The 25,889-nt window shown below is 41.9% G+C and carries 20 protein-coding genes; 12 read left to right on the top strand and 8 right to left on the bottom strand.

Annotation, left to right across the window (positions count from 1 at the left end; genetic code table 11):
- Positions 1-274 precede the first annotated feature (274 nt).
- Entirely contained in the window at positions 275-2,884 is a 2,610-nt protein-coding gene (gene gyrB / locus DFP82_RS02530) for a DNA topoisomerase (ATP-hydrolyzing) subunit B (protein ID WP_110922140.1), read from the top strand.
- A gap of 107 nt (positions 2,885-2,991) precedes the next feature.
- A complete protein-coding gene (locus DFP82_RS02525; protein WP_110922139.1) occupies positions 2,992-3,621 on the top strand; it encodes a manganese efflux pump MntP in 630 nt (209 codons plus the stop codon).
- A 210-nt stretch (positions 3,622-3,831) separates the two neighbouring features.
- Here the strand turns inward: DFP82_RS02525 and rlmF are convergent, their stop codons facing one another.
- Both rlmF and DFP82_RS02515 read right to left on the bottom strand, forming a co-directional pair.
- Positions 3,832-4,890: a 23S rRNA (adenine(1618)-N(6))-methyltransferase RlmF gene (gene rlmF, locus DFP82_RS02520; RefSeq protein WP_110922138.1), complete on the bottom strand. Its 1,059-nt coding sequence runs from the start codon at positions 4,888-4,890 to the stop codon at positions 3,832-3,834.
- A gap of 29 nt (positions 4,891-4,919) precedes the next feature.
- Positions 4,920-5,651, bottom strand: coding sequence for a LysE family translocator (locus tag DFP82_RS02515; RefSeq protein WP_110922137.1), 732 nt, complete (start codon positions 5,649-5,651; stop codon positions 4,920-4,922).
- Positions 5,652-5,965: 314 nt separating this feature from the next.
- Between DFP82_RS02515 and DFP82_RS02510 the strand changes: the two genes are divergently transcribed.
- Genes DFP82_RS02510 through DFP82_RS02500 form a run of 3 tightly spaced genes read left to right on the top strand, consistent with a single transcriptional unit; the run spans position 5,966 to position 10,338 of the window.
- On the top strand, positions 5,966-6,766 hold the full coding sequence (locus DFP82_RS02510; protein WP_110922136.1) for a crotonase/enoyl-CoA hydratase family protein: 801 nt from the start codon (positions 5,966-5,968) through the stop codon (positions 6,764-6,766).
- Positions 6,767-6,824: 58 nt separating this feature from the next.
- The gene (locus DFP82_RS02505; protein ID WP_110922135.1) at positions 6,825-8,948 is read left to right on the top strand and encodes an McrB family protein; all 2,124 of its coding nucleotides are present in this window, start codon (positions 6,825-6,827) and stop codon (positions 8,946-8,948) included.
- Positions 8,926-10,338 (top strand): McrC family protein, encoded by a 1,413-nt coding sequence (locus DFP82_RS02500; RefSeq protein WP_110922134.1) that lies wholly within the window; start codon positions 8,926-8,928, stop codon positions 10,336-10,338. The genes DFP82_RS02505 and DFP82_RS02500 overlap by 23 nt, the downstream gene beginning before the upstream one ends.
- 349 nt (positions 10,339-10,687) lie before the next feature.
- Here DFP82_RS02500 and DFP82_RS02490 read toward each other — a convergent pair whose 3' ends face one another.
- On the bottom strand, positions 10,688-11,524 hold the full coding sequence (locus DFP82_RS02490; protein WP_110922132.1) for a hypothetical protein: 837 nt from the start codon (positions 11,522-11,524) through the stop codon (positions 10,688-10,690).
- Between the two features lie 555 nt (positions 11,525-12,079).
- On the opposite strand from DFP82_RS02490, the gene DFP82_RS02485 reads away from it, so the two are divergent.
- The 5 genes from DFP82_RS02485 to DFP82_RS02465 all read left to right on the top strand — a co-directional run bounded on the left by DFP82_RS02485 (position 12,080) and on the right by DFP82_RS02465 (position 18,188).
- Complete coding sequence (locus DFP82_RS02485; protein ID WP_110922131.1) at positions 12,080-13,243, top strand: MalY/PatB family protein; 1,164 nt, start codon at positions 12,080-12,082, stop codon at positions 13,241-13,243.
- A 241-nt stretch (positions 13,244-13,484) separates the two neighbouring features.
- Positions 13,485-15,080 carry a glutamine-hydrolyzing GMP synthase gene (gene guaA / locus DFP82_RS02480; protein ID WP_110922130.1) on the top strand — a complete coding sequence of 532 codons (1,596 nt, stop codon included), beginning with the start codon at positions 13,485-13,487 and terminating at the stop codon, positions 15,078-15,080.
- Between the two features lie 348 nt (positions 15,081-15,428).
- Positions 15,429-16,115 (top strand): zinc ribbon domain-containing protein, encoded by a 687-nt coding sequence (locus tag DFP82_RS02475; RefSeq protein ID WP_110922129.1) that lies wholly within the window; start codon positions 15,429-15,431, stop codon positions 16,113-16,115.
- Positions 16,116-16,405: 290 nt separating this feature from the next.
- The gene (locus DFP82_RS02470) at positions 16,406-17,293 is read left to right on the top strand and encodes a sce7726 family protein (protein WP_110922128.1); all 888 of its coding nucleotides are present in this window, start codon (positions 16,406-16,408) and stop codon (positions 17,291-17,293) included.
- Complete coding sequence (locus tag DFP82_RS02465) at positions 17,259-18,188, top strand: sce7725 family protein (protein WP_110922127.1); 930 nt, start codon at positions 17,259-17,261, stop codon at positions 18,186-18,188. Before DFP82_RS02470 ends, DFP82_RS02465 begins: the two co-directional genes overlap by 35 nt.
- 146 nt (positions 18,189-18,334) lie before the next feature.
- Here the strand turns inward: DFP82_RS02465 and DFP82_RS02460 are convergent, their stop codons facing one another.
- The 3 genes from DFP82_RS02460 to DFP82_RS02450 form a co-directional block, all read right to left on the bottom strand.
- On the bottom strand, positions 18,335-19,339 hold the full coding sequence (locus DFP82_RS02460) for a YhdH/YhfP family quinone oxidoreductase (protein WP_110922126.1): 1,005 nt from the start codon (positions 19,337-19,339) through the stop codon (positions 18,335-18,337).
- 174 nt (positions 19,340-19,513) lie between these two features.
- A complete protein-coding gene (locus DFP82_RS02455; RefSeq protein ID WP_110922125.1) occupies positions 19,514-20,491 on the bottom strand; it encodes a zinc-binding dehydrogenase in 978 nt (325 codons plus the stop codon).
- A gap of 410 nt (positions 20,492-20,901) precedes the next feature.
- Positions 20,902-21,156 (bottom strand): DUF2798 domain-containing protein, encoded by a 255-nt coding sequence (locus tag DFP82_RS02450; RefSeq protein WP_110922124.1) that lies wholly within the window; start codon positions 21,154-21,156, stop codon positions 20,902-20,904.
- A 277-nt stretch (positions 21,157-21,433) separates the two neighbouring features.
- On the opposite strand from DFP82_RS02450, the gene DFP82_RS02445 reads away from it, so the two are divergent.
- Entirely contained in the window at positions 21,434-22,168 is a 735-nt protein-coding gene (locus tag DFP82_RS02445) for an aspartate/glutamate racemase family protein (protein ID WP_110922123.1), read from the top strand.
- 279 nt (positions 22,169-22,447) lie between these two features.
- Positions 22,448-23,398 (top strand): alpha/beta fold hydrolase, encoded by a 951-nt coding sequence (locus tag DFP82_RS02440; protein WP_110922122.1) that lies wholly within the window; start codon positions 22,448-22,450, stop codon positions 23,396-23,398.
- Between the two features lie 2 nt (positions 23,399-23,400).
- Here the strand turns inward: DFP82_RS02440 and DFP82_RS02435 are convergent, their stop codons facing one another.
- The gene (locus DFP82_RS02435) at positions 23,401-24,444 is read right to left on the bottom strand and encodes an NAD(P)H-dependent flavin oxidoreductase (RefSeq protein WP_110922121.1); all 1,044 of its coding nucleotides are present in this window, start codon (positions 24,442-24,444) and stop codon (positions 23,401-23,403) included.
- Positions 24,445-24,622: 178 nt separating this feature from the next.
- Entirely contained in the window at positions 24,623-25,651 is a 1,029-nt protein-coding gene (locus DFP82_RS02430; protein WP_110922120.1) for a hypothetical protein, read from the bottom strand.
- Between the last annotated feature and the right edge of the window lie 238 nt (positions 25,652-25,889).

The raw sequence follows: 25,889 nt of genomic DNA, 5'->3' as shown, positions 1-25,889 counted from the left end.
GTTTCTAAGTGTTTGATAAGTATGTGTTTAATTTATTCTACTGGCTTTAATAATGTTTAAAAAAAAGAAGCTGATTGTGAAGTTATAAAGCACTGACTTTGTGTTCTCTGAGTCAATATCATCTCTGACGAAATTTTGGTTAATTAAGTTTTAGCCAATGATGCGTATCGAAGATTTTTACTACAACAGTTGAGTCTAAAATAACGTTATGAGGCATCATCGTAGTGGTGAGTCCATAGCAAACGGCTGATTATGGCTAGATTAAGGAAGACACATGAGTGATTCATTACCTACCGACCACGAGCAACTGACATCAGACAGCATTGCTGAAACGACAGTGCCAGCTGTGGCGCCTGAAGTATTACCCTCTGATTATAGCTCTAAAGATATTCGCGTATTACGTGGGCTAGAGGCGGTACGTGTACGTCCTGGTATGTATATCGGCGATACCGATGATGGTACAGGCCTCCACCATATGGTCTTTGAGGTAGTGGATAACTCTATTGACGAAGCGCTTGCGGGTCATTGTGATCAGATTGACATCATTATCCATGAAGACGAATCTGTCAGTGTGATGGACAACGGTCGCGGTGTGCCTGTCGATATCCATCCAGAAGAGGGTGTATCTGCAGCACAGGTCATCATGACGGTACTGCATGCTGGTGGTAAGTTCGATGATAACAGTTATAAAGTGTCAGGTGGTCTGCATGGCGTAGGTATCTCAGTGGTCAATGCTTTGTCTAAAAAGCTTGAGATGAATATCTGGCGTGAAGGCTATCACTATAATCAGACTTATACCGATGGTGTACCTGATGCTGATATTCAGCAGATGGAAGCCACGAATCAGACGGGCACGCAAATCCGTTTTTATCCTAGCAGTGATGTGTTCACTGGTACTATTTTTGAATATGATATCTTAGCAAAACGCTTACGTGAGCTATCATTTTTGAACTCTGGTGTGCGTATTGTATTGACTGATGAGCGCATTGATAAACGTCATGAGTTTGAACATAAAGGTGGGTTGCTCGAGTTCGTTAGCTATATCAATGCTGGCAAAGACGGCGTCAACGAAGTGTTTCATTTTACCAGTCAACAAGATGACGGTATCAGTGTTGAAGTCGCACTGCAGTGGACAGATACTTATAACGAAAAAGTACTATGTTTCACCAACAACATCCCTCAAAAAGATGGTGGTACTCACTTATCAGGTTTCCGTTCAGCATTGACGCGCTGCCTGAACAGTTATATGGATCGTGAAAACTTATTCAAAAAAGAAAAAGTAGCTGCAACGGGTGATGATGCCCGTGAAGGTCTCACCGCTATCGTCTCTGTGAAAGTACCTGATCCAAAATTCTCTAGTCAGACTAAAGATAAGCTCGTATCAAGCGAAGTAAAATCGGCTGTTGAATCAGCGATGCATGATAAGTTTAATGACTATCTACTAGAGAATCCAAGTGCGGGTAAAGCGATTGCGAGTAAGATTATCGATGCGGCACGTGCGCGTGATGCTGCTCGTAAAGCGCGTGAGATGACGCGTCGCAAGACGACTTTGGATATCGCAGGTTTACCGGGCAAGTTGGCTGATTGCCAAGAAAAAGATCCAGTATTGTCAGAGCTATATATTGTGGAGGGTGACTCTGCAGGTGGTTCAGCCAAACAGGGGCGCAGTCGTAAAACCCAAGCCATTTTGCCGTTAAAAGGTAAAATCTTGAACGTTGAGCGTGCTCGTTTTGACAAAATGCTGTCTTCTGCTGAAGTAGGTAACCTGATTACAGCACTTGGCTGTGGCATTGGCCCTGATGAATATAACCCTGACAAAGTACGCTATCATAAAATCATTATCATGACGGATGCTGATGTTGATGGGTCACACATTCGTACGTTGCTGTTGACTTTCTTCTTCCGTCAAACGCCTGAGTTAATCGAGCGTGGCTATGTTTATATCGCTCAGCCACCGCTATACAAAGTCAAAAAAGGTCGTCAAGAGCTGTACCTAAAAGACGATGAGGCACTTAAAGCGTATCTACTGTCATCGACGATTGACAATACCAAGCTGCATATCAGTGCTGATGCGCCTGCGATTACTGGTCAAGCGTTAGAGACATTACTGAATGACTATAACCAAACGCAGCTGATCAAAGCACGTTTGCAGATTCGTTTTCCAGCGGTGCTTTTGGATGCATTGACGCATACGCCAAAGCTGACCACGGATATGACTAACGATAAGTCTGCTATGCAAGCATGGAAAGACGCCATGCAAACGCAGCTGGACCATTTCGGTAGTGATCTAAGTCCTGAGATTAAACTGATTAATATCCACGCACCTCAGCCAAAAAATATGGATGCGGCAGCGGCTGATTTATTGGGTATGAAGCCAGAAGTGGTGGCTGAAGAAACTATCGATGGTGAAGCTTTATCTACCAAAGCACAGTGGCTACCACGTATCACGGTCTATGTGCATCAATTGGCTCATCATTATCTACTGGATGCGAGTTTCATTAGTTCGGGTGAATACAGCAAGCTGTTGCGCTTGTCTGCTGAATGGAACACGTTGCTTGAAAGCGATGCCTTTATTCGCCGTGAAGCGACCGCTGGTACGACGAAAGATATCCCAGTACGTGACTTCGATTATCTCTGGCAGCAAATGATGGTCGATGCACGTCGCGGTCTAGCCATCCAGCGCTATAAAGGGCTAGGAGAGATGAACGCCGATCAGCTTTGGGACACAACGATGGATCCTGAAAACCGTCGTATGCTACGCGTCACTATCGAAGATGCGATCGCCGCTGACCATATGTTTACGTGCCTAATGGGTGATCATGTTGAGCCGCGCCGTATCTTCATCGAAGAGAATGCGTTGACCGTTTCTAATCTAGATATCTAAATTTAGAGTTGGCTGTTAATAAGATATAAAAATACCGCTTTGGCATCCAAAGCGGTATTTTTGTTTCACGTGGAACGAATAACTGATTACTTTACGAGAAAAATAGAATGATTGAAGTCGTATTACTTGCTATCGCATTAGCAATGGATGCATTCGCTGTGGCTATTGGACTGGGTGCTAAGTCACAAAAACAGAGTAAGTCTTATCTGCTGCGATTGGCTATTTATGCTGCCTTATATTTTGGCATTGCACAGGGCGTGATGCCACTTATTGGTTATCTATTAGGGGTAGCACTTTTGGGTTGGTTGGCAGCAGCTGCACCTTGGATTGGTGGATTTATTCTGATCGCTCTCGGCGGAAAGATGCTTTACGAAGTATTTACTGCGGATGAGGAGGATGCTGTCGACAGTGCGCTTCACACAAACGGCGACGCTATAAATGCTGATAGTGAAGCAATGACAGTTATTCATAACGGCCATAAAACTATCAATCACCGCACTTTATTTACACTCGCCATTGCGACGAGTATCGATGCGATGGCAGCAGGATTTACACTCAATTTGTTAGAGCTAAATGCATGGTTAGCCTGTTTAATCATCGCGGTAGTCACTGCTATATTTGGCTTGTTTGGCGTTTATTTGGGCTGGCGATCGGGTACGTGGTTAGAAGATAAAGCAGAAGCATTAGGTGGGTTGGTGCTTATTTTAATTGGATTAAAAGTGATGTTTTTTAGCTAATATAGTCAAAGAATTAATAAACCGCTACGGCGTTACCCTCCTTAGATGTACTACTTGTACTATCTGCAGTCGGCTGCCTTGTACCTGTTATAGACTTCTTTGACTATCAGTTTTTTTAAATTTACTATTTCCAATAAAAAGCACCGCTCTAAACTTTAGAGCGGTGCTTTTTTGTTTCACGTGAAACTTAAATAGATAAGCTATTAACGGTTACTCTTCGTCAGTGCCAAAGCGCCATGCCAAGACACGGGTGCTCTTTTGACCCTGACTCATCTCGATAATACGCATTTGGGCGACATCAAGTTGCTTTAATAACAGCTGTAATGGTTTCACATTTTCAGACTTTGAGACTAGTGTCGTGAACCATCCAACATGCTCTGCAAAATCTTGGCTCTCTTTTGCCATTTTGGTCAAAAAGGCAATCTCGCCACCTTCACTCCATAGCTCTTTATGCTGACCACCGAAGTTCAGGTTTTGTGCCGCATTACCTGTCTTCGACGAACTGCGGCTGATTTGTTCGTTTTCATTTTTACCACGATGTCTTTGCAAATTATGCTGCTTGCGGCTGTTGGATTCCATCGCTTCTTCTAATGAGGCATGGAATGGAGGGTTACAGACCACCACATCAAAGTAGTCTTGGCGACCAATGATGCCTGCGAACATATGCTTAGGATTGGTTTGCAGTTTGACTTTTACCGCACCTTTTAGCTTTGGATTGGCATCACAAATAAGCGCAGCGGTATTGACCGAAATTGGATCAATATCGCTAGCAGTAAAGCGCCAACCGTAGCTCTGGCTACCAATAATTGGATAGATAGCACTGGCACCCGTTCCAATATCTAAAGCGTGAATTTCTTTACCTGTCGGCGGTGTGTTATCTGCATTCACATGGGTGGTCTGCGCAAGCAAGTCCGCAATATAGTGAATATAATCAGCACGTCCTGGGATAGGTGGGCACAAATAGCCTTCTGGAATGTCCCAAAACTTTACACCATAATAATGGGCCAGTAGCGCCTGATTGAGGACACGTACCGCTTGGTTATCCGAGAAGTTAATCGTCGGCTCGCCTTTAGGATTGGTAATAGTATGGTTGGCAAGCTCAGGCAACGCGCGAGTCAATACCGCAAAGTCATAGCGACCCTGATGTGGGTTGCGCGGATGTAGCTGGCCGAGTTTTTTGGCGGTCGCCGGTGATCTGTTTCTGTGTGTACTATTTGCTGGAATACGGGTCATAGTGTGTGGCTTTGATGTTTGAATATAATCAACCATTTTAGCAGATTTCACGAGTAACGAATGTCTTATCGACTACGTAAAATCAGATTTAATCCTAATACTATCATCGCTGTACCCAATACGCGGTCGATCCAATGCTCAAAACGCTGAAAGCGGCGATGAATAGCAGGGATGGAAAGCAGCATCACGACCGTACTAAACCATGCCATTTGTAAGACCATCATCCATACGCCATAAATGGCCAACTGCCATAGCGGTATATCAGGTGATAATACGAGTGTGAATATCGCGACGAAATATACTGGGGCTTTTGGATTAAAGACATTGCAAAAAAAGCCACGGCGCAACGTAGCAAAGGTGGATTCGCTATTGCTAGGTAACTTTTGGGTAGAGATATCTTTAGTTGTGGGCGTGATTTGGCTAGTAAGCGCATCCTGTGAAACGTGAGCGCTTGAACTTACTTCTGAGTCTGCTGCATTTGTTAAGTTGGCTAAATCTGCTGGCTTTTTAGGCTTGGCTTGGATGCCCTGCCAACCGAGATAAATCAGATAACCGCCGCCCAACCATTTGATAGTAGTCAATAGCGGCTGCGAATGTGCGATGACCGTCGCCAGTCCCAATACCGAATAGATAATATGTACGGCAAGGCCCAAGGTGATACCGAGACTACAGATCAAGCCTGTGCGTCGACCTTTCGCCAACGTCTGCTGTGATACCAAGACAAAATCAGGACCAGGTGAGGCTGCAGCCAATAGATGAACGCTGGTGATCAGCAAAAAACCGTGCCAAAATTCCATAAAATACTCTAAACAATACCTAGACCTGCATCATAGTTGCACTTATCGTAAATGAGGTCAAATTTTATCGATTTATGCTTTATTCGAGTCAGTTCTATTGCTTGTGTTATCGCGCGAGGGTGTCTATATTAAAAGTGGATTTATCGACAAATTTCTATGAATCTATTACCGAATTATCATCTTCATTTGCAAGATCTGTATTGAAGATAGCCAATTGCTGCGACTGATGATATATCAAGGCTATCAAGGATATCGAGGCGCAACTATATAACCACCCATTACATAATAATGATTATTTCAACAAGGACAGAACCATGACTACGGACAGCAACGCAACAGAAAATCGCATCACTTATAACACCCAAGGCCATGTTTGCCTTGTCGGTCTAAATCGTGCCAATAAACGCAACGCCTTTGACAGTCATATGATCGGCCAGTTGTCTGACGCGATGACACGCTACGAGCAAGACGACAACTTACGCTGCGCATTGATATTTGCGCATGGTGATCATTTTACCGCTGGGCTGGATTTGGTAGAGCTGCAAGACAAGTTAAACGATGGTGTGTTTGAGTTTAATGACGATCAAATAGACCCGTGGGGCATCGGTGGAAAACTGCGTACCAAACCTGTGGTCGTAGCGGTCAAAGGCACATGCTTCACTGTGGCTATTGAGCTGATGCTAAATAGTGATGTGGTCATCGCCAGTGACAACTGCAACTTTGCACAAATGGAAGTCCAGCGCGGTATCATGCCATTTGGCGGTGCGACGGTACGTTTTGTCGCGGCGGCAGGCTGGCAAAAAGCCATGCCGTATCTACTCACTGGTAAAGCATTCGATGCGCAAACGGCTGATAGACTGAATTTGGTCAGTGAAGTCGTGGCCAATGGTACTGAGTACGAGCGTGCATTGACGCTGGCACAAGAGATCTGCAAAGCCGCGCCTTTAGGTGTGAGAGGTGCTTTATCTTCAGCGCAAGATGCCAGTCGAAATGGCGCAGCGACTGCATTGGCCAATATCCATAGTTATCTGCCGCCGCTCTTTCATTCAGAAGATGCGAAAGAAGGTGTGATGGCGATGGTTGAGAGACGTGAAGCTGATTTTAAGGGACGGTAGTTTCAAGGTATTAAATAATCAAAATATTAAAAATACAATTAGTTCATAAGGGTTAAGTATGGATCAGGTAGTTATTAAGAATAGTGATACAGATAGTCCTTCATTAGTCACAAAAGAAGAATGGAAGATAGTATTAAACGACGAAAGCTTTATGTCGAATAATTATAAGTTCGCTTTAAGTATTTTCTTTTTAGAACATAATCATAAAGCTACCTGTAAATTTTTAGCTGACAAATACAATATGTCACCTTTTTCTCTAAGTGGATTTATTACTCAGTTTAGTGCCAGAGTTCAAGAAAAGCTAAATAAGTTTGAAATTGTCACGGAAGAAGGTGCAAAAAGTTTTTGGTTAGTAACTATGACAGGTAAGAAAGTTGCGGGAAGTCTTTTTGAGTGGAAAATGCGCGAAGAGCTTGTTGACGCTATCACAGAGCTGGATTACGTAAATAAAAATTACCTTGATATCGTAAATTTAGGTGCTCTAATTGATTATATCAATAAAGATTTAAGCGAATTCATTATAAAATTTAGAAAAGAAAGAAAAATTTTGTCAAATAAGGAGAGAGCAACCACATCAGGCATTCTTTTTAAATATAAAAGTGATGACGTAGACTGGGCTATAAATGAAGGTGGACATAATGAAATCCAGTATCACATATTCTTGAGAGATGATAAAGTTGGTTATGGACTAGGTTTTAACGCTCAGTACGTCCCATTTAGTAATGATAAAACATCACTTGAACTTATAAAGCCATTTGTTAACTCATTTCTATCTATTCAGAATAGTGACGTAGTCGAAACTCTTAAAAACAGAGGCTTCGAGATTGATTTAACCTCTTTAAAAAGTATGGGTGAAGGTGGGTATAATCTATTTGGACGAGTCGTCTCATTAACTGGCAACAAACTTTCCTTGATAGACTATTACAGCATCATTAATGACCTCAAAGGCGATTTGTTTGAAGCTTATAAAAAAAATTTTAAGCTTACCAATGAGTTAACCGTAAATGAACAACCGATTACCAACCCATTGCTACAAGAAATTAGCGAGCTATTACTTGCTAATAAAAATCTCATACTTACAGGTGCACCCGGAACAGGCAAAACCTATTTAGCTAAAACGTTGGCTGAGGAATGGGGCGCAGAATATGAACTCATTCAGTTTCATCCATCTTATGACTATACTGACTTTGTCGAAGGCTTAAGACCTATTCAAAATGAAAATGGAGAAGTTGGTTTTGAGCTACGAGATGGTAGTTTCAAGAATTTTTGTAAAAGAGCACTCAAAAACCAAGCCAACCAAGAGCTTGATAATTTTGATCAAGCGTATGCGAGTTTTATAGAGGATGTTGCTGAAAAAGGCTTAGAGCTTGCGACACGTGTTCAAGGTAATCCTTTTCGAATAACGATAAACAAGAAAGGTGATTGTGTTGCAATACCTGACACAATCAAACAAACACCAATGATAGTTACTAAAAGCTATATTCAAACTTATTTTGAAACTGGCAAAGTAATAGATTGGAAGCCTTACTTAATACCAATTTGTAACTATATCAAAGAAAAATATGCACTAAGAATGTCTGATACGGGCGATAAAAATAAAAAATTTATTATTATCTTGGATGAAATAAACCGTGCTGAAATCTCAAAAGTCTTAGGTGAGCTTTTCTTCTCTATTGACCCTGGCTATCGAGGGGAGAGTGGTAGAGTCACTACTCAATATGCCAACTTGCAAACGGATGAAGATGTATTCAAAGAAGGTTTTTATATACCAGATAACGTCTATATCATTGGCACAATGAATGATATCGACCGCAGTGTTGAGTCTTTTGATTTTGCTATGCGGCGCCGTTTTGCATGGAAAGAAATCAAATCAGCAGATCGACTATCTATGTGGGAAGGTCAAATTGATGATTGGGCAGAGGAAGCCGAACAGCGCCTAATGGATTTAAACAAGGCTATCGAATCTGTGCAAGGATTGAATTCAGCTTATCATGTTGGCCCATCTTACTTCCTAAAGCTTGCCAACTATGATGGTGATTTCGATAAATTATGGACATATCATTTAGAGTCGCTACTTTTTGAATATCTGCGTGGTTATCCTGATGCTGAGCAACAGATTCAAGGATTAAAAGATGCCTATAATCTACAGTTAGGGTTTGATGATGATCGTAACGACGGATAATTATTCATTAATTCTAGACGCCAATGTTCCAAATGTTAATAAAGTTATAGCTGATTTATCACTACTCGCTAGTAAGAATATTGGCGAACTAGTGACCGCACATCCTAATTTATTGATTTTCCCTGCGCATTTTGAGGATAACGAAGATGATATTGCCAGTAAACCAATCTTTGAGTTAAAGGTTAATGAGTCTCAGACCGTTTTAGAGACAGGCAATGTCATGGGTTTTATTGGTGTGAAAGATACACAGTTGAAAATCCAGTCCCGTTTTGCTCGGGCTTCTGTTGTTGATAGTGATGACCAGGCCAATCAAGAAGAGGCTATTGAAGAAGATTATTTTTTACATTATATGCTGCAAAAAGTATTGTGTATTAACCTGTTTGATTTAAAGCACAGTCGAAATCAAACTAACCTATTTGATTTTTTGGTATATCTGTTTCCTTATTTTCTTAAAAAAGCACTCTCGCAAGGCCTGTATAAAGAGTATCAAAAGCAAAGCTATAACGACAGTAGTCTGAAAGGTGCTATCGACATCAAAGCCCATTTACGTAAAAACCTGCCGTTTCGAGGCAACGTTGCCTACAGTGTGCGCGAACATAGTTTTGATAATTCAATCTCCCAGCTTATTCGTCACGCAATAGAGCTTATTAAACAAAAACCTAATCTGGGAGATGTGCTGCATAGCGACAGCGAAACACTTGACTTCGTCAATCTGATTGTCCAACATACTCCTTCATATCATGTACGCGATCGACATACTATTATCAATACTAACCGTAAGCCTTTTGTACATCCTTACTTTACGGAATACAGTGGCCTGCAAAAAATCTGTCTGCAAATCTTGCGTTATGAAGGTCTAAAATACGCTCACAACGACGATAAGGCTCACGGCATTTTGTTTGATGGAGCGTGGTTATGGGAGGAGTACCTCAACACGCTACTACGTCCTATCGGATATGACCATCCCACTAACAATACCCGACAAGGTGGTATCAAGGTGTATGCTCAAAAGCTTTCAGGTAATAACGTGCGTCGTTATCCTGACTTTGTGAAAGACAATCGTATTATTTTAGACGCGAAATATAAGCGTATGAAAGATAATAAAATCGATAGAGATGACCTTAATCAAGTCCTGTCATACTTGTTTTTATATAAAGCGAATATTGGAGGTTATATTGCTCCTACAGAAGAGGATAACTTGGTGCTAAATATGGGATTGCTTAATGGTTTTGGTGGCAGTATCCACAAGTTTAAGCTATCCATTCCCCAACATGTTGCAAGTTATCCAGAGTTTAAACAGCTTATTGCTATGAATGAGACAAAGCTAATTGAATCTATTAAAGAACTATCTTTTAAGCAAAGTATCGATGAATCTTTTTCAACTGTCTAAAGTTAGTTATCATTCAATAGCCGCCTTGTGACGCGGTTTAGCCCTGACAGTAGCGGCTATCCTGCTTGAAGAGGCGTGTTGCGAAGGCTAGGTTTTGGGGCAGTCTCGTCACCAAACAGGAATGACCCAAACCGTTGCCGCGCCACTCCTAGATAAGCAGATAATAGCGGATGGCAGGATTGGCTCCCACTTCATAATAACTTTAATAACTACAGAATCTAACGCAGCACTTCGAAATACCATCAAGCGAACCAAACATACGACCCAAAAAAACCTCGCAATCGCGAGGTTTTTGTTTTATCTAGTATGACTGACTACAACAGCATCAGTGTTGACCACTCAACTATAATTATTTAGCTTTTTGGTAGTAATCAACCATCATCGTACCTAGCGTGCCGTTGTCATCAATAGTGACAATTCTGACCGTACCTGATTGTGCTGCGGTACTCGACTGCACTTGTCCAGCATTACCTAAGACGACTTGGTTGTTTTTAGCTGCCTTTGCCTCGTTACCGATAGCGATGCTATTCATGCCAGCTGCCATAGACTTATTACCGACCGCGACTGAGTTTGCACCTTGTGCTGCTGCCGCTTCACCGACTGCCGTAGCACGAACACCACTAGCGTCAGCTAAATGGCCGAACGCTTGTGCGCGCTCGCTTGTGGCTTTGGATTTCCAGCCGATAGACGTTGAGCCTAGACCAGCAGCGTTGGCTTCGCCGCCGACAGCCGTTGCTGAGTTTAGACCTGCATTGGCTTTATTACCGACAGCGACTGTATCGTTAGTACCACCAGCCATGGCCGCTTCACCAACTGCGGTAGAGCGAACGCCGCTAGCATTAGCTAGATGACCGAACGCTTGTGCGCGTTCAGCAGTGGCTTTTGATTGCCAACCGATAGAGGTTGAGCCTAGCCCTGCTGCATTGGCTTGACCACCGACAGCCGTTGCCGAGTTCAGACCTGCATTGGCTTGACTACCGATAGCGACAGTATCATTAGTGCCGCTAGTTGTGGCAGCGTTGCCAAGCGTGATGGCGGTACTGCTAGTAGCACTGGCAGTAGTTGGAGCGTCTGACATTTTATGCTCAGCGCCTGTTGCCATCGTCGTGCATGCCGTGGTTGCGGCGATGGCTAACGTGAGCGCACTGATTTTTAGCACTGAATTCGGTAGAAAGTCCATTTTCATTCTTAATTCCTTTTTGATAGCCTTAACGGCTTAGTAGGTGGTTTGGATGGATCAAAGCCATCAGGTATATAGTGTTGACATACTATGATGACATTCGTTCCAGTCGGTAGGTAAGCTTAACTCTAGTCAATCCCCTATACATTGGATACGGTGTCAGTCTCGTTTAGTCTACGATTTGTAGTACTTTCACTCACCTTCCTTGTATCCAAATGATATTGAACCGACTATATACGACTTTTACATTAACTTATAGTGACCGTTCAAGCAATCAATATTCTATATAGTCAATCCTCTATAAAAGAGTGACAGCGTTAACCTCACTTGAGGTATCAGATATACATCTGCGCTCGGTTGCCTTGACCCTCTTTTAAACTGAATCAACTATCTCTTCAAAGAATAGTTAAGCGAATGAGTAAACGGTAATTAAACAGCTGAACAAACAGTCATGCTCTAACACACGCTAACCATTCGTCTATCCATATAACAACCATAAAGCCATTGGCGATGACGCCCTTCATGTTGTACCCTAAACCACTATTTTTATAATTAAGAAGAATGCCAATGCAATACAACTTTGATGAGATAGTCGATAGACGTAATACAGGGTCACTCAAATGGCACTATACCGATGACACGATTGCGCTATGGGTCGCGGATATGGATTTTAAGGCTGCTGAGCCTATCTTAGACGCAATTGAGCAAGCAGTGCAGCACGGTATATTGGGTTATACCAAACCTACCGAGGCTTTGTATGACTCAATTATTCAGTGGCATGGCAGTCGTTATGGTTTGCAGCTGACTAAAGAGAATATATTGTTCTCACCCGGCGTCGTGCCAAGCTTAGCGCTGATGATGAACGTCTTTACCGAAGTAGGCGAAGCGGTATTGGTGAATGATCCCATTTATACGCCTTTTATGAGCAAGGTTGAGCAGAATGGCCGTAAGCTTGTGCTCTCTGCACTAAAGGAAGCCGAGGGTAAGTATCATCTAGACTTGGCCGATATCGAAGCCAAAATCATCGAACATGATGTTAAGCTTTATCTACTCTGCAATCCGCACAATCCGGGCGGGCGCGTGTGGACGGTTGATGAGCTTGAAGCGCTGCTTGCGATTTGCAAAAAGCACAATGTGGCGATTGTCAGTGATGAGATTCATCAAGATTTGACCTTGACTGGTCACACATTTATACCGTTTCTAACATTAGCAAAAGGCTATGAGCACAATGTCGTAAGCCTGACCTCAATGACCAAAACCTTTAACATCGCCGGTATCAAAGGCTCTATGATATTTGCAACAAATGAGGCATTGGTCAAAAAAATTAGCCAACAGCAAAACCTAAATGACGAGTATGAGCTGAATTTATTTGCTTATACGGCTATGCGTGTGGCTTATGAGCAGGGCGATGAGTGGTTGACGCAGGCGCTTGCTTATATCGAAGCCAATATTGATTTGACGGTGCAGTTTTTAGAAGAAAATTTGCCTAAGATTAAGGTTATGCGCCCAGAAGCCTCATACTTAATTTGGGTAGATTGCTCGGCGTATGGTCAAGAAGATCAAGCACTGTATGACACTCTTCGCGCTGCCAAGGTTGAGCTGAGTGCGGGATTCAAATATGGTGAGAAAGGTCATCTGAAAATGCGCATTAATGTCGCATGTCCTAGAGCATTGTTACTAGAAGGGTTGACTCGTATGTATGCAGCGTTGAGTGATGCTACGTAGTAAGTGCAGTAAGTAGTACGGGTCCTTGCTAAATGGAGAGGCGGATAGCTTGTTTGTCACTGGGCTTATGATTGGGCTTACTGTCTCTTCTGTTCTTATTTTTAGCCCATTTAGACGACTATCGAGTGAATGGAAGGCACGCTCTAATAATAATCGCGAATAATTCATCATCTAATAGCCAATAGAGGGCGTAAACTTGTTAAAATAGGGCACCAATTTATCTATTGATGGACATCGATTTATGACCACAACTGCTGCCACTCCTACCATTAAAGAAGACCGCATCTTAATCCTCGATTTTGGCTCGCAATATAGCCAGCTGATCGCCCGCCGCGTGCGCGATTCTGGGGTGTTTTGTGAGATGTTCCCTTATGACATCGACGCTCAGCGCATCATCGATTTTGGCGCAAAAGGTGTCATCCTATCGGGTGGCCCTGAAAGCGTCCATGCTGAAAACAGCCCACGTATCAACGATGCGGTGTTTGATTTGGGCGTACCAGTATTGGGTATTTGCTACGGTATGCAAGCGATGGCAGATCGTTTCGGCGGGCAGGTTCATGCCAGTGATATCCATGAGTTTGGCGCAGCGACGATCAACATCAATGGCACGTCTACCTTGATCGATGGTATCGAAGACGCAGCTGGTACGCTCAATGTCTGGATGAGTCATGGCGATAAAGTGATTGAAGTCCCTGAAGGCTTCGACATCGTTGCTAGTACGCCAAGTTGCCCGATTGCGATTATGGCCAATGATGACAAGCAATACTACGGTCTACAGTTTCATCCAGAAGTGACGCATACCTTACAAGGTCAGGCGTTGCTAGGTCGTTTCGTTCATGAAATATGTGAGTGTGCAGGCAACTGGACGCCAGACAACATCGCTGAGATGCGTATCGCACAGTTAAAAGAGCAAATCGGTGACAAGCAAGTATTGCTAGGTCTGTCAGGCGGTGTCGATAGCTCAGTGGTAGCAGCGTTATTGCACAAAGCCATTGGCGATCAGCTTACCTGCGTATTTGTGGACAACGGCTTACTTCGTTTGAACGAAGGCGACCAAGTGATGCAAATCTTTGCAGAAAACATGGGCGTAAAAGTGATCCGTGTTGATGCAGAAGACTTATTCTTAAATGCACTAGCTGGCGAGTCTGATCCAGAGAAAAAACGTAAAATTATCGGTAAAACGTTCATCGACGTATTCGCTGATAGCGCGCGTCAAGTGAGCGAGCAGAGCGATGGTAAAGTCGTTGAGTTCTTGGCACAGGGTACAATTTACCCAGACGTTATCGAATCTGCCAAGTCGCATCAAGGCAAAGCACACGTGATTAAGAGCCACCATAACGTAGGCGGTTTGCCAGATGATTTGGCATTTAAACTGATTGAGCCATTACGTGATTTGTTCAAAGACGAAGTACGTAAGCTTGGTATTACCTTAGGTCTACCAGCTAAAATGATCTATCGCCATCCGTTCCCAGGTCCAGGTTTGGGTGTACGTATCCTTGGTGAAGTGAAAAAAGAATACGCTGATATCCTACGTTTGGCTGATGCGATATTCATGGCAGAGCTAGAAAAATCAGGCTGGTACGACAAGACTGCACAAGCATTTGCGGTATTCCAACCAATCAAATCTGTCGGCGTGGTCGGCGATGGTCGCCGCTATGCGTGGGTAATTGCGCTACGTGCGGTTGAGACGGTAGACTTTATGACGGCACGCTTTGCCCATCTGCCGTATGATTTGATCGAGACGGTATCGAACCGCATTATGAATGAAATCGCGGAAGTATCGCGTGTGACTTATGATGTTTCGAGCAAGCCGCCTGCAACGATTGAGTGGGAATAATTCGTTTACGTATTCTAAACGGTAACGGCGTTAACCTCGCTAGATATACAAACACGTATTATCTGCGCTCGGTTGCCTTGTTACCATCTTAGACTACGTAAACTTATCTAAACAGCTTTTCAACTCAGATTTTTTGAATTGATGAACAGCTTGTCATAAATAAAAAAGCACTCAACTTGGTTGGGTGTTTTTTTTGGTTTGAATAAACAGGCAACTAAAAAGGCTTTAGTTTTTTATTGAACATTTGTCTTTATTATCTATAATGTAGTCAACTTTAATTGGCTATTTATTATTGAAGTCGAGATAAGACAACTAACCGTTCAGTATTTAGTAAAACTAAGGGATAAGATGCTTTGTAATAATTGTGATCAAGAAAACTCAAGTGACGCAGGATTTTGCTCAAAATGTGGGTATCAGCTATCTAATACTCAAGCACAAACACCACCACCGCTCACTGCCGTAAATATCTCAAAAGATGCGCAAAGCTCACAAAACACAGTATCTTCTGACTCTGAGACAGCGGATACTTTATTGGCGGCCTTCGTCGGTGAAAAGTATGACAGTTTTTACCGTGATAAATGGTTTAAAGATAGTGAGCCACGCCTAGAAGTTAATAACGATGGTTCGAGCATTCACAGTTTTAATATTGTCGGACTTCTCTTGGGAACATCTTGGTTGTGTTATCGCAAGATGTACCTAGTAGCCCTATGTATTGTAGTTGGTATAAATACGGTCGATTTGATTTTAATGTATACGCTCGGTATGGAAACGTATAACTCTCTTGGTCAAACCAGTTTTTTTATCGCATGGGCAGTATTGACAGGTATGTTAGGTAATTATTTTTACTTTAGTCATAGCGTTAAAAATATAAAAAAAATCATGGATAATAACGTAGATCCAGCTATGGCTGAACAGGAATTAGCGGAAAAGGGTGGTACATCATGGGTTGGCGCAATCGTGGGTAGTATAGTGGCGGTGTTGCTATCAATGGGTATGTCCTACTTTTTTGCGCCTGATTGGTTTTGGTTGGTGTAGTCGGTTTTTCTCTCTACTTAGCCTTTAGCTGAAATAAAAAACACTCAACTTGGTTGGGTGTTTTTTTTGGTTTAATATTTTGTTGTCGTAATTGATTGGATATAATTACACATATGTTCGTTTCTATAGTATAGTCAACTTTAATCTATTTAATAATAATTAAAATTAATTTTTGACGAGAAGCAAATACTAAGTTCAAAAATATAGTTTAAAATCTTTAGCTTTATTTGCTATTGTAGACTGCTGTAAGAACTTCAATATACAAAGTCTATCGAGAGTGTGAGCTGAAAATGAATTACAGAGATTTAGCAAAAATTTTTACAAGTTCAAATATTAATAAGGTCGCTCAAGGCGATTTTAGTAATATTTATGACGCTGTTTCTAATTTTTCTGACCTTGAAGACCTGAATACTCTAGAAGAGGTTTATAATGAATCATACAAACTACTTTGTAGATATTATCCAAATGAATATGTTGTTAAAAATATAATAGCAAATAATATTCTTATTGGAACTCATTCAATGAATACTGCCAGTATGCTCAGTGAACTTAGAGTAGGTTCCAATAAAGCAGATTGCGTAATTATAAACGGTCATTCCACTTGTTATGAAATAAAAACGAAATATGACTCCTTAAAAAGACTTTCTGATCAGCTAGCCTCTTATGTCCAAGCTTTTGACTATACATATGTGGTAGCTCATGAAATTCATCTAAAGGCTATACTGGAAATTTATTCTGAAAACCCTGTATTTGGAATCATGCTATCTAATAGTCGTAATAGATTGAGTAAAAAGATTATAGCGCCAAAAAGTGTATGCTTTAACTCAGATTCAATGTTTCATACTTTAAGAAAAGAAGAGTACATAGACGTCATTAAAGAGGTAACTGGGTCTGAACCGAACTATCCTGACACAGAACTATTTTTCGAATGTAAAAATATTTTTTGTAATCTAGAACAGGAAGTAGCTAGTAAACAGTTTAAGAGAGTACTAAAAAAACACCGTCGAAATGATGATGGCTTCATTAATGAACTACCTAAATCAATGAAAAACTTAGGAATAAGTTTTAAAATCGATAAAAAAAATAAAGCAGCAATCACATCTTCGCTTCTAAAATGCAATTTATTAAACAAGGATAGAAAGAATGTACTTCCCGTATTTGAGAGGAAAGCAGAATGAATTAGCTGCCTTAAAAGAAGTGGTTTCTAGGCTTAAAGTAGATAAAGTCTATCCAGTTGTTGAACCCGTTAAGAGTAATACTAAACCGCTTCTAAAGACTATAAGTATTCTTAATGATAACGGAATTATACCCCATATTATTGTAAACCCAGAGGTAGGCGATTTAGCTACTGATTCTCCTGATCACTTATACAATACTATATCTAAAGAAAGTGTGAAATTCGTTCCTTGTATTCGTTTGAATAATCAGAATATTACTAACACACAAACGTTTTTAAATCAGCTCATTGATCGTGGATTAGAATTTTCTTTGTTACTACAAGAGGATATACTTTCTAATATCAACTCTTTTACCGCAAAAGCCAGAGCAAACCTAATTATAGATCAAAGCAGATATTCTCATACATTTGCGAATCTAATACCTAATTGCGTGATCATCAGTAGCTCATTTCCCACAAAAGATAAAAATGCAAATTACAATTCCATACCTCAGTTTTTTTCTGACGCTCATATCACTTATAAAGTTCCTTTAGTACAAAATCAAATAGGTTTCGGGGACTATTTAATAATAGATAATGCTTGGAGTACTAATGGAGGACCAGCTTACGTAGTAGCATTACATATTACCTATATTGAAAACAGCAATTTAAATATGTATGTGAAACACAGCTTATCGATAACAAATCCTAGCAGTCAAAGTGATATTGCGGGTAAGTTTCAAGAAGCATTAAACGAGATGATACAGTTTGCAAATCAAACACCAAGTTTAGATCAAAATACTTTAGGTTTTCAAGAGTATATAGATATTCATAAGAGAAAGTCTTTTCATGCTCTAGGCATACCAAAAAAGCTAAGCATGATGCATCATATGGAGACAATAAGTAACTACTTATAACACATATATTCTCTAAAAAAATTCTTCCTTTTAATTAAAGTAAGTTTGCATACTGTCAATAGTATGCAAGCTTACTTCTTAATTTAAAAAAAGCAGCACCTCAAAAGAGATGCTGCCTTTTATGTATAAAACTAACTTTTAAAAACTTAGCCCTTCACATTCACCACATAACGCCCAACCACCTTGCTAGACATAAAGCGATCTAGGTATTCAGGTGTTTGCTCTAGCGTAATCTCTTCACCATAGCTTTCAAGATTAGGCAGTTTCATATCAGTTGCGACACGTTTCCAAATGGCTTCTTTATCAGCCAATGGGATATAGACCGAGTCGATACCCAATAGTGACACCGCGCGGGTGATAAAAGGTATCACCGACATCGAAAAATCAGCGCCACTGGCTAGGCCGCAACTGGTCACTGCACCGCCAGATTTGGTTTGCTTTAGCAGGTTGGGTAAGTAGTCGCCGCCGATGGTATCAATAGCGTTTGCCCATAGCTCACGGCCGACAGGTTTGTTACCGATTTCATTGATGGTATCGCGATGACGTACTTCGCTTGCGCCCAATGCCTTTAAATGCTCGCTTTGCTCTGGCTTACCTGAGAATGCAATCACCTCATAGCCTAACTGCTTTAAGATAGCAATACTGATCGTACCCACGCCACCTGTTGCACCAGTCACAGCAACTGGGCCATCACTTGGTTTTGCACCCATTTTTTCTAGCTTTTGGACACTGAGCGCTGCGGTTAAGCCGCCAGTACCATAGGTCATCGCTTCTTTTAGGGTTAGCGTTTCTGGACAAGCCAGCGCCCACTCTGCGGGGATTGAGATCATCTGACCAAGGCCACCATCGGTATCCATACCGAGATCATAGCCGAATACCAATACTTCTTGCCCTACAGTAAACGTGCCTGACTTGTCACTGACGACCACGCCAGCTGCGTCGATACCAGGGGTATGTGGATACTGTTTGGTGATTCTCTTATTACCCGATGCCGACATTGCATCTTTAAAGTTTAACGATGAATAATGCACCTCGATGAGTAAGTCATTCTCTGGTAAGTCACTAACTTTGCGTTCTTGAATGCTTTTTTTGAATTCACCATCGCTGGTTTCTTCAACGACTAATGCTTTGAATGTTGTATCGTTTGACATGGTTATATCCTTATTAAATCTTATTATTTGCGCTGATTGGCTTAGCGATACTATTACAGCAGAATAGTTAAAAAAGCCCACCGTACCTTATAGCTAATACACATAGGCTTTCTTATATTTGCTAATACCGCTGGTTTTTGCCCTTATTACGAAATTACGAGGCGAGTGTAGGAATTAAGGTTTTAAAAGAACTTTGCCTTTTTTACTTGATTGTACTTTTCCAGAGACAGCGGTGGCGATATCGTCCAGACTATAGACAGCTTCGATCGGTAGCTTCAAATCGCCATTCGATGCGCGTTCTAGCAATTCAGTGATCAGACGCTGCTTGTTGTCTAGATCCATTTCTTGGCTAGTTTTGCTGCCCCAGAAGCCTTTCACAGTGGCTTGCTTAAAGATCAAGCTACCAGCGTCCAGTGCCATGGGCTTGCCTGACATGATACCGAATGAGACCAGAGTTCCTTTGCTACCCAGTAGCGATAGCAGCTCATTGCTCGACTCACCACCGACTGAGTCAACGGCTGCTGTGATTTTGTCATCGCCTATGATGGCGCGGACTTGGTCTTTCCAATCGTCATCAGCAGTGACCACATTGTTTTTGATACCGAGTGAGGTCAGCTCTTCTATCGCATCTTTGCTACGGACGAGGTTAATCGTATTCACGCCGCGTGCTGCTGCGAGCATGGCAAGGGTCTTACCGACAGCGCCGTTTGCTGCATTGTGGATGATCCATTGACCGCTATCTACTTCTAAGAATTCTAATAGCATTAAGGCAGACAGCGGCATAGCAATCAGCTGGGCAGCCAAATCGTCTTCGATACTATCAGGCATGTTGAATACCATGCTGGCAGGGGCGACAAAATACTCTGCCCATGTCTCATGCACACTGGCACACGCCACACGCTGACCCACACTAAAGTCTGTCACGTCATCGCCTACCGCATTGATAATGCCTAGCGCTTCACTACCACCGATGGCTGGCATTTCAGGCTTATAGCCATATTGTCCACTCACGGTCAGCATGTCATGGTTGTGAATAGGGGAGAGGATGGTTTTGATACGGACTTCGTTGGCAGCAGGCTGCGGCATCGGACTGTCGCCCACGCTCAATACGTCAGAAGGTTTGCCAAAGCTGTTATGAATAGCACTACGCATAATAATTCCTTTATTTATTTATGATTTGGTTTATTTATAAGTGTATTAAGAGTACGAATAACCGGCTATAAGCATCAGGCCACCAAGGTCATTCACCAATGTATTTTTTCTTCTAGTAGAAACGATACCATGATAATGATGCTTATAGGTTATCGACTAACAAAGACACTATACTTAAAAATAGACTGGTCGTCTAGACGTCAGATACATTTGCGCTAACGGGATTTTATTATAGAAAGCTTGGCTTACATCAGTAATATTCTCTAGCGTTAGATAGCCAAGCTCATATACATGGGATACGGCATCAGACCAGTTCAGTCTATGCTTTGTAGAACCTTAACTGGCTTGCCCTATATCTAAACTATCTTAGACTGATGATGGCTTAGAATGATGATAGCTATCGATACTATTTAATAAAACTCAATACGACTGAGCACATGCTCTTGTACCAGATAGGCGCAGATGTAAGCGCTTGGCCACGCAAACATAAAGGCCAGTCCCCACGAATGCATCAACTCCATAAAAAAGCCGTCGATAAAGCCTTGTTTTACCACCAATAAGGCCGTCGATATTATCAGTGACATCATCATTGCCATGATACCTGTGAAGATAAGGCGGTAGTATTTGCGCCGTGTACGTATTCTGATGGTAGGAAAATTTGCCATAGTTTTAGAGTGTCCTGAGTGGTGCTAAAGACACTTCACTGATGAGGTAAGTGTCAATTTTATATAATAAATGGTGGTAGGGGCCGTTAGAATCTGCCATTGAGTACTATCATATCGCGTGCTGACCAATGAATAAAATGGTTATTATAAATGGCGAGGTTTGTTATGGTTAAACTATAGCCATTCTTACAGCAGTACAGTATAAAGAAATAGCGCACTAAATCTGATTAATTTTGCTACGATAAAGTCGATCACAATAAACACGTAGGACAATGAAATGGCAGCTCGAAAGCAGCGCACATTAGGTATCATTGGTGGTATGAGTTGGGAGAGTACTCAGGTCTATTATCGCTTAATCAATGACGGCATCAAAGTTGAGTTGGGTAACTTACACTCAGCAGATTTGCTGATTCATAGTGTCGACTTTGCACCGATTGGCGCGTTGCAAGCACGAGGAGCGTGGACTGAGCTTGGCGCAATGATGGCAAATAGTGGCGAGCGATTACAGGCGGCTGGTGCACAGGGGTTATTAATTGCGACCAATACCATGCATAAAGTAGTCAGTGACGTTGAAGCCGCGACCGATTTACCGATTATTCATATTGCGGATGCTACTGCCGAGGCGATTAAGCAGCGAGGTCTGACCAAGATCGCGCTGCTCGGTACACAGTTCACCATGACCCAAGATTTTTATAAGCAGCGCCTTATCGATGCAGGATTACAAGTATTGATTCCTGAGACTGACGCTTGCGCAAAGGTGCATCGTATTATCTATGACGAGCTGTGCCAAGGACAGATACTCGATAGCTCACGTCAGTATTATCGCCAAGCCATTACAGATTTAGCCAATGAAGGGGCAGAGGGTGTGATATTGGGCTGTACCGAGATAGGCTTACTTATCAGTCAAGCCGATAGCCCGATTCCAGTATTTGATACCACGGCTATTCATGCTGCCGCAGCGGTTAATTTTCTGTTAGGTAAAAATGATTGGGTAAGGACTGAAAGTAGTTAGGGCGTGTCCTCAATTCAATCGATAGTTATCTAAATGGGTTAAAAATGGCTAAATCTTGCCAAACGGCGTCAAATAGCTGGTCAATATCTCGATATTATCTGCGCCATTTTCCTTGTTTGACTGCAATTTATCTCATTTTTATCACCATTTTTAAAATGAGGACACGCCCTAGTTTATAAATTTTATTGTTTGGTGGCGAGTTATAGTAGATTGACTCTAAGCAGCACTAGCCGCATCTTGCACACCAGTCTTTTACTGTTTCTTAATAGGAAAGTTTCAATGATATTAAAACGCCTAAGCCTCGCCACTGTACTCAGTTTATCAGTCGTCGGCTGTACCACCGCACCCAATACGCTAGCCGTAAACACGACTCAAAAAATCATCCAACACGAACGCAATAAAGCAGACCTTACCACTAAGGTATTTACACTCGCTTCTGGTGAACAACTCACTTATACCGAAAATAACGCTATCAATGCTGAGCCTTTATTATTGATTCATGGTTTTGGCGGTAATAAAGACAATTTCACTCGTATCGCTGACAAGCTGGCTGACTATCACCTTGTTATTCCAGACTTATTAGGGTTTGGTGATTCGAGTAAGCCTGACACAGCGGATTATCGCGCGGATGCCCAAGCGCAGCGTCTGCATGAGTTGATGCAAGCGAAGGGCTTGGCCTCCAATATCCATATCGGCGGTAATTCGATGGGCGGTGCCATCAGTGTGGCTTATGCGGCAAAGTATCCAGACGATGTCAAAAGTCTATGGCTCATCGATAGCGCAGGGTTTTGGTCAGCGGGCATTCCTAAATCGTTGGAAAATGCCACGCTTGAGAACAATCCCCTATTGATCAATAAGACGGAAGATATCTACGAGATGTATGACTTTGTCATGTATAAGCCGCCTTATTTGCCCAAAACTGTGCAAGCGGTATTTGCGCAAGAGCGTATCGCTAATAAAGCGCTTGAGTCCAAAATACTAGAGCAGATCGTCACAGACAATGTCGAAGAGCGTGCCAAAGTCATTGCGAACTATCAGATTCCGATGCTGGTCGTTTGGGGCGAAAAAGACCAAGTCATCAAGCCTGAAACGACTGCGTTGATTAAGGAAATTATCCCGCAGTCGACAGTTATTATGATGCCAGAAGTCGGTCACGTACCGATGATAGAGTCGGTAAAAGAGACAGCAGCAGATTATAAAAAATTTCGGGCAACGTTAAAAGATGAGTAAATTTATAACGCTTTTACCAATCGCTCAAGCAGTTCAAGCGTGCTCTCTTGTTTGACCAAGGCTACCCCTTGTCCAGCCCATAATGATTGATGTTCTGCATCTTTATTCTGAGACGCATTAGCTCGCATAAACTTGGTCATGGCATTTAATTGCGGATAGGGCGGTAGCTCATTAGCGCTTTCAAATGTGGAAAAATCACGTAGATAATCATTCAATAAACCACGAGCGAGCTTACCTGAGAATAATCGAGTTAAGCGTGTCTCAGCGCTGCGTTTGCTATGACTGGCATCCAGTAAAGCTTGTTTATAAATGTCATTGATACCGCATGTATCGGTGGTCAAAAATGCTGTCCCTATTTGTGCCAGCTCGGCACCAGCTGCCTGAATAGCTTTGATAGCTTGTCCAGTCATAATACCACCTGCTGCGATCAACGGAATATCGGTACAGGCACGTGTCTGACCAATCAACGTCAATAACCCTAATGGATCACTTTCACTTTGCGGTAGCCAACCACCGCGATGCCCACCAGCTTCGACTCCTTGTACACATACCGCATCTGCGCCAATATCCGCCCACGCTTTCGCTTCTAATGGATGATTGGCGGTGCCGATGACGCGCGTGCCGAGACCTTGGAGATGCTGAACTTGCTCGGCACTGATAATACCAAAGGTAAAACTGGCGACAGGAACGGGATTGTCATAGAGCACTTGTAGCTGGTCTAAAAAGCTTAGCGCTGGGCGCTCAGGTAGTGCAAACTCGATATTGTTGTCTTGATAGTATTGACTTAACCAAGCAGGCATTGCGGTATTAAAGGTCGTAGAGTCCTGCTCAGAGAGCACCATCAGATTGATCATAAAAGGTCGGTCGGTGAGCGATTTAATGGTATCAATTTGACTGGTCAAAACGTCTGGCGCCGTCATGCCAGATCCTAATGAGCCCAGTCCGCCAAAGTTACTGACCGTCGCTGCCAGCTCAGGTGTGGTTGCTCCTGCCATGGGTGCTTGGACGACAGGGTAGGTTAAATTCAGAGTATCAAGTAAGCTCATGACTGGCTGCCTTTTTAGTAGGGTGTTTGCATGACTTACTTTAACAGAGCTGAGTAAATAGTATGTGAGATAGTGTTTATTTAGTTAGGAAATAGGAAGGTTTTTATTAGTCGGTGCTTTAGAGGGTTTTGGTTCCGCTTCGAAACGCTGTGTAATGTTCTAGATTTCCTGACCTTTATCACTTCCATGGAATAGCAGCACGTATTTTTTCGCTCATTGTGAAGGCTTTTATTAAGAATAAATCCTTTTGCGTTTGCGCAACGATTGTTTTATATAACTCAATTGCTTCATCATCAGAAGACGGAATAGGCTGTTGATCAACAAAGCGCGTTAAAATGTCATGATAAGTCATGTTATTTAACTTGAAATTATCTGAGCCTACTTGTGCTAAATAATCGGTTATTATTTTTTCAACTTGATAGATATTGCTATATATTTTTTCAGTATAAAAATATTGTTTATTGCGCATGCTCACCATTGAAGGCGACGAATAAATCACTGTTAAGCTTCTTTCAAGGGCATCTTCTCTCCAGTCAGGCTCTGAATATAATTGTGCCATTGAAGTACCATCTAACTGTTTCATAGAACTCATATTACTCAGGTCTTCTTTAATTTCACCAGATAAAAAGTCCGCAATATCGATATTTACATTTTTACCGACAAATTGCGTTGCCTCTCCAATGAAATACCCCCGAGAATGTTCTGGAAAATCATTATTGATGTAGGCGTAGGAGTTATTCAGTCTGCCTATGGTCATTGGATGTTCTAAGTAGCTTTGCTTTATATCAGAAAGTATTTCATCATAAGATACTAATTCAGTATCATATACAATATATATCTCTTGAATGATATTTTTGCTGTCAGCAAACACGCCAATTTCTTTTATATTTCCATATTCAGTTGAAGACATATCGGTTAATAGATTATAAAATCTATACCCCAAGGGATCATCATCGAACCATTCACTATTCCAATACTGTAAGGTCGGTTCAAGGCCTGGATGTTTTTGCATTGCCACGTCAATAGAGTCTTCGCCAACTGTAATACCCAGCGGACTGGCAATTGCTAAATCATTACGATTAATATCGCTAAGTTTGCTAGCAATTGAAGGAGCGTCGATGTTGGCTGTAACGCTCTCATCAGCATGACTAAAGGCGGTCGTAAGAAACCCAATGCTCAGAATGGATAAAAATAGTTTACAGTTCATCGAAATACCTATGTAAATAATTAATTAAATATCCACCGTCTTATAATGATAAGAGCTACTCAATTTATAGTAATCAGCAAGCAAAATAACGATTATTCGGACACAAAAAAAGCGAGTGTTCACCCGCTTTGAATATACAATCATACATTTAAAAAATATAAAAGTGAACATATTTCCGCTATTGTACTTCCTCGGACAAAGTTACTTACTATCGCTGCCAGTTCGGGTGTGGTTGAAT

It is taken from the genome of Psychrobacter fozii (assembly GCF_003217155.1).
Classification (GTDB): Bacteria; Pseudomonadota; Gammaproteobacteria; order Pseudomonadales; family Moraxellaceae; genus Psychrobacter; species Psychrobacter fozii.
The sequence above is the reverse complement of the archived record's forward strand: the minus strand, read 5'-3'. Positions and strand labels throughout refer to the sequence as shown.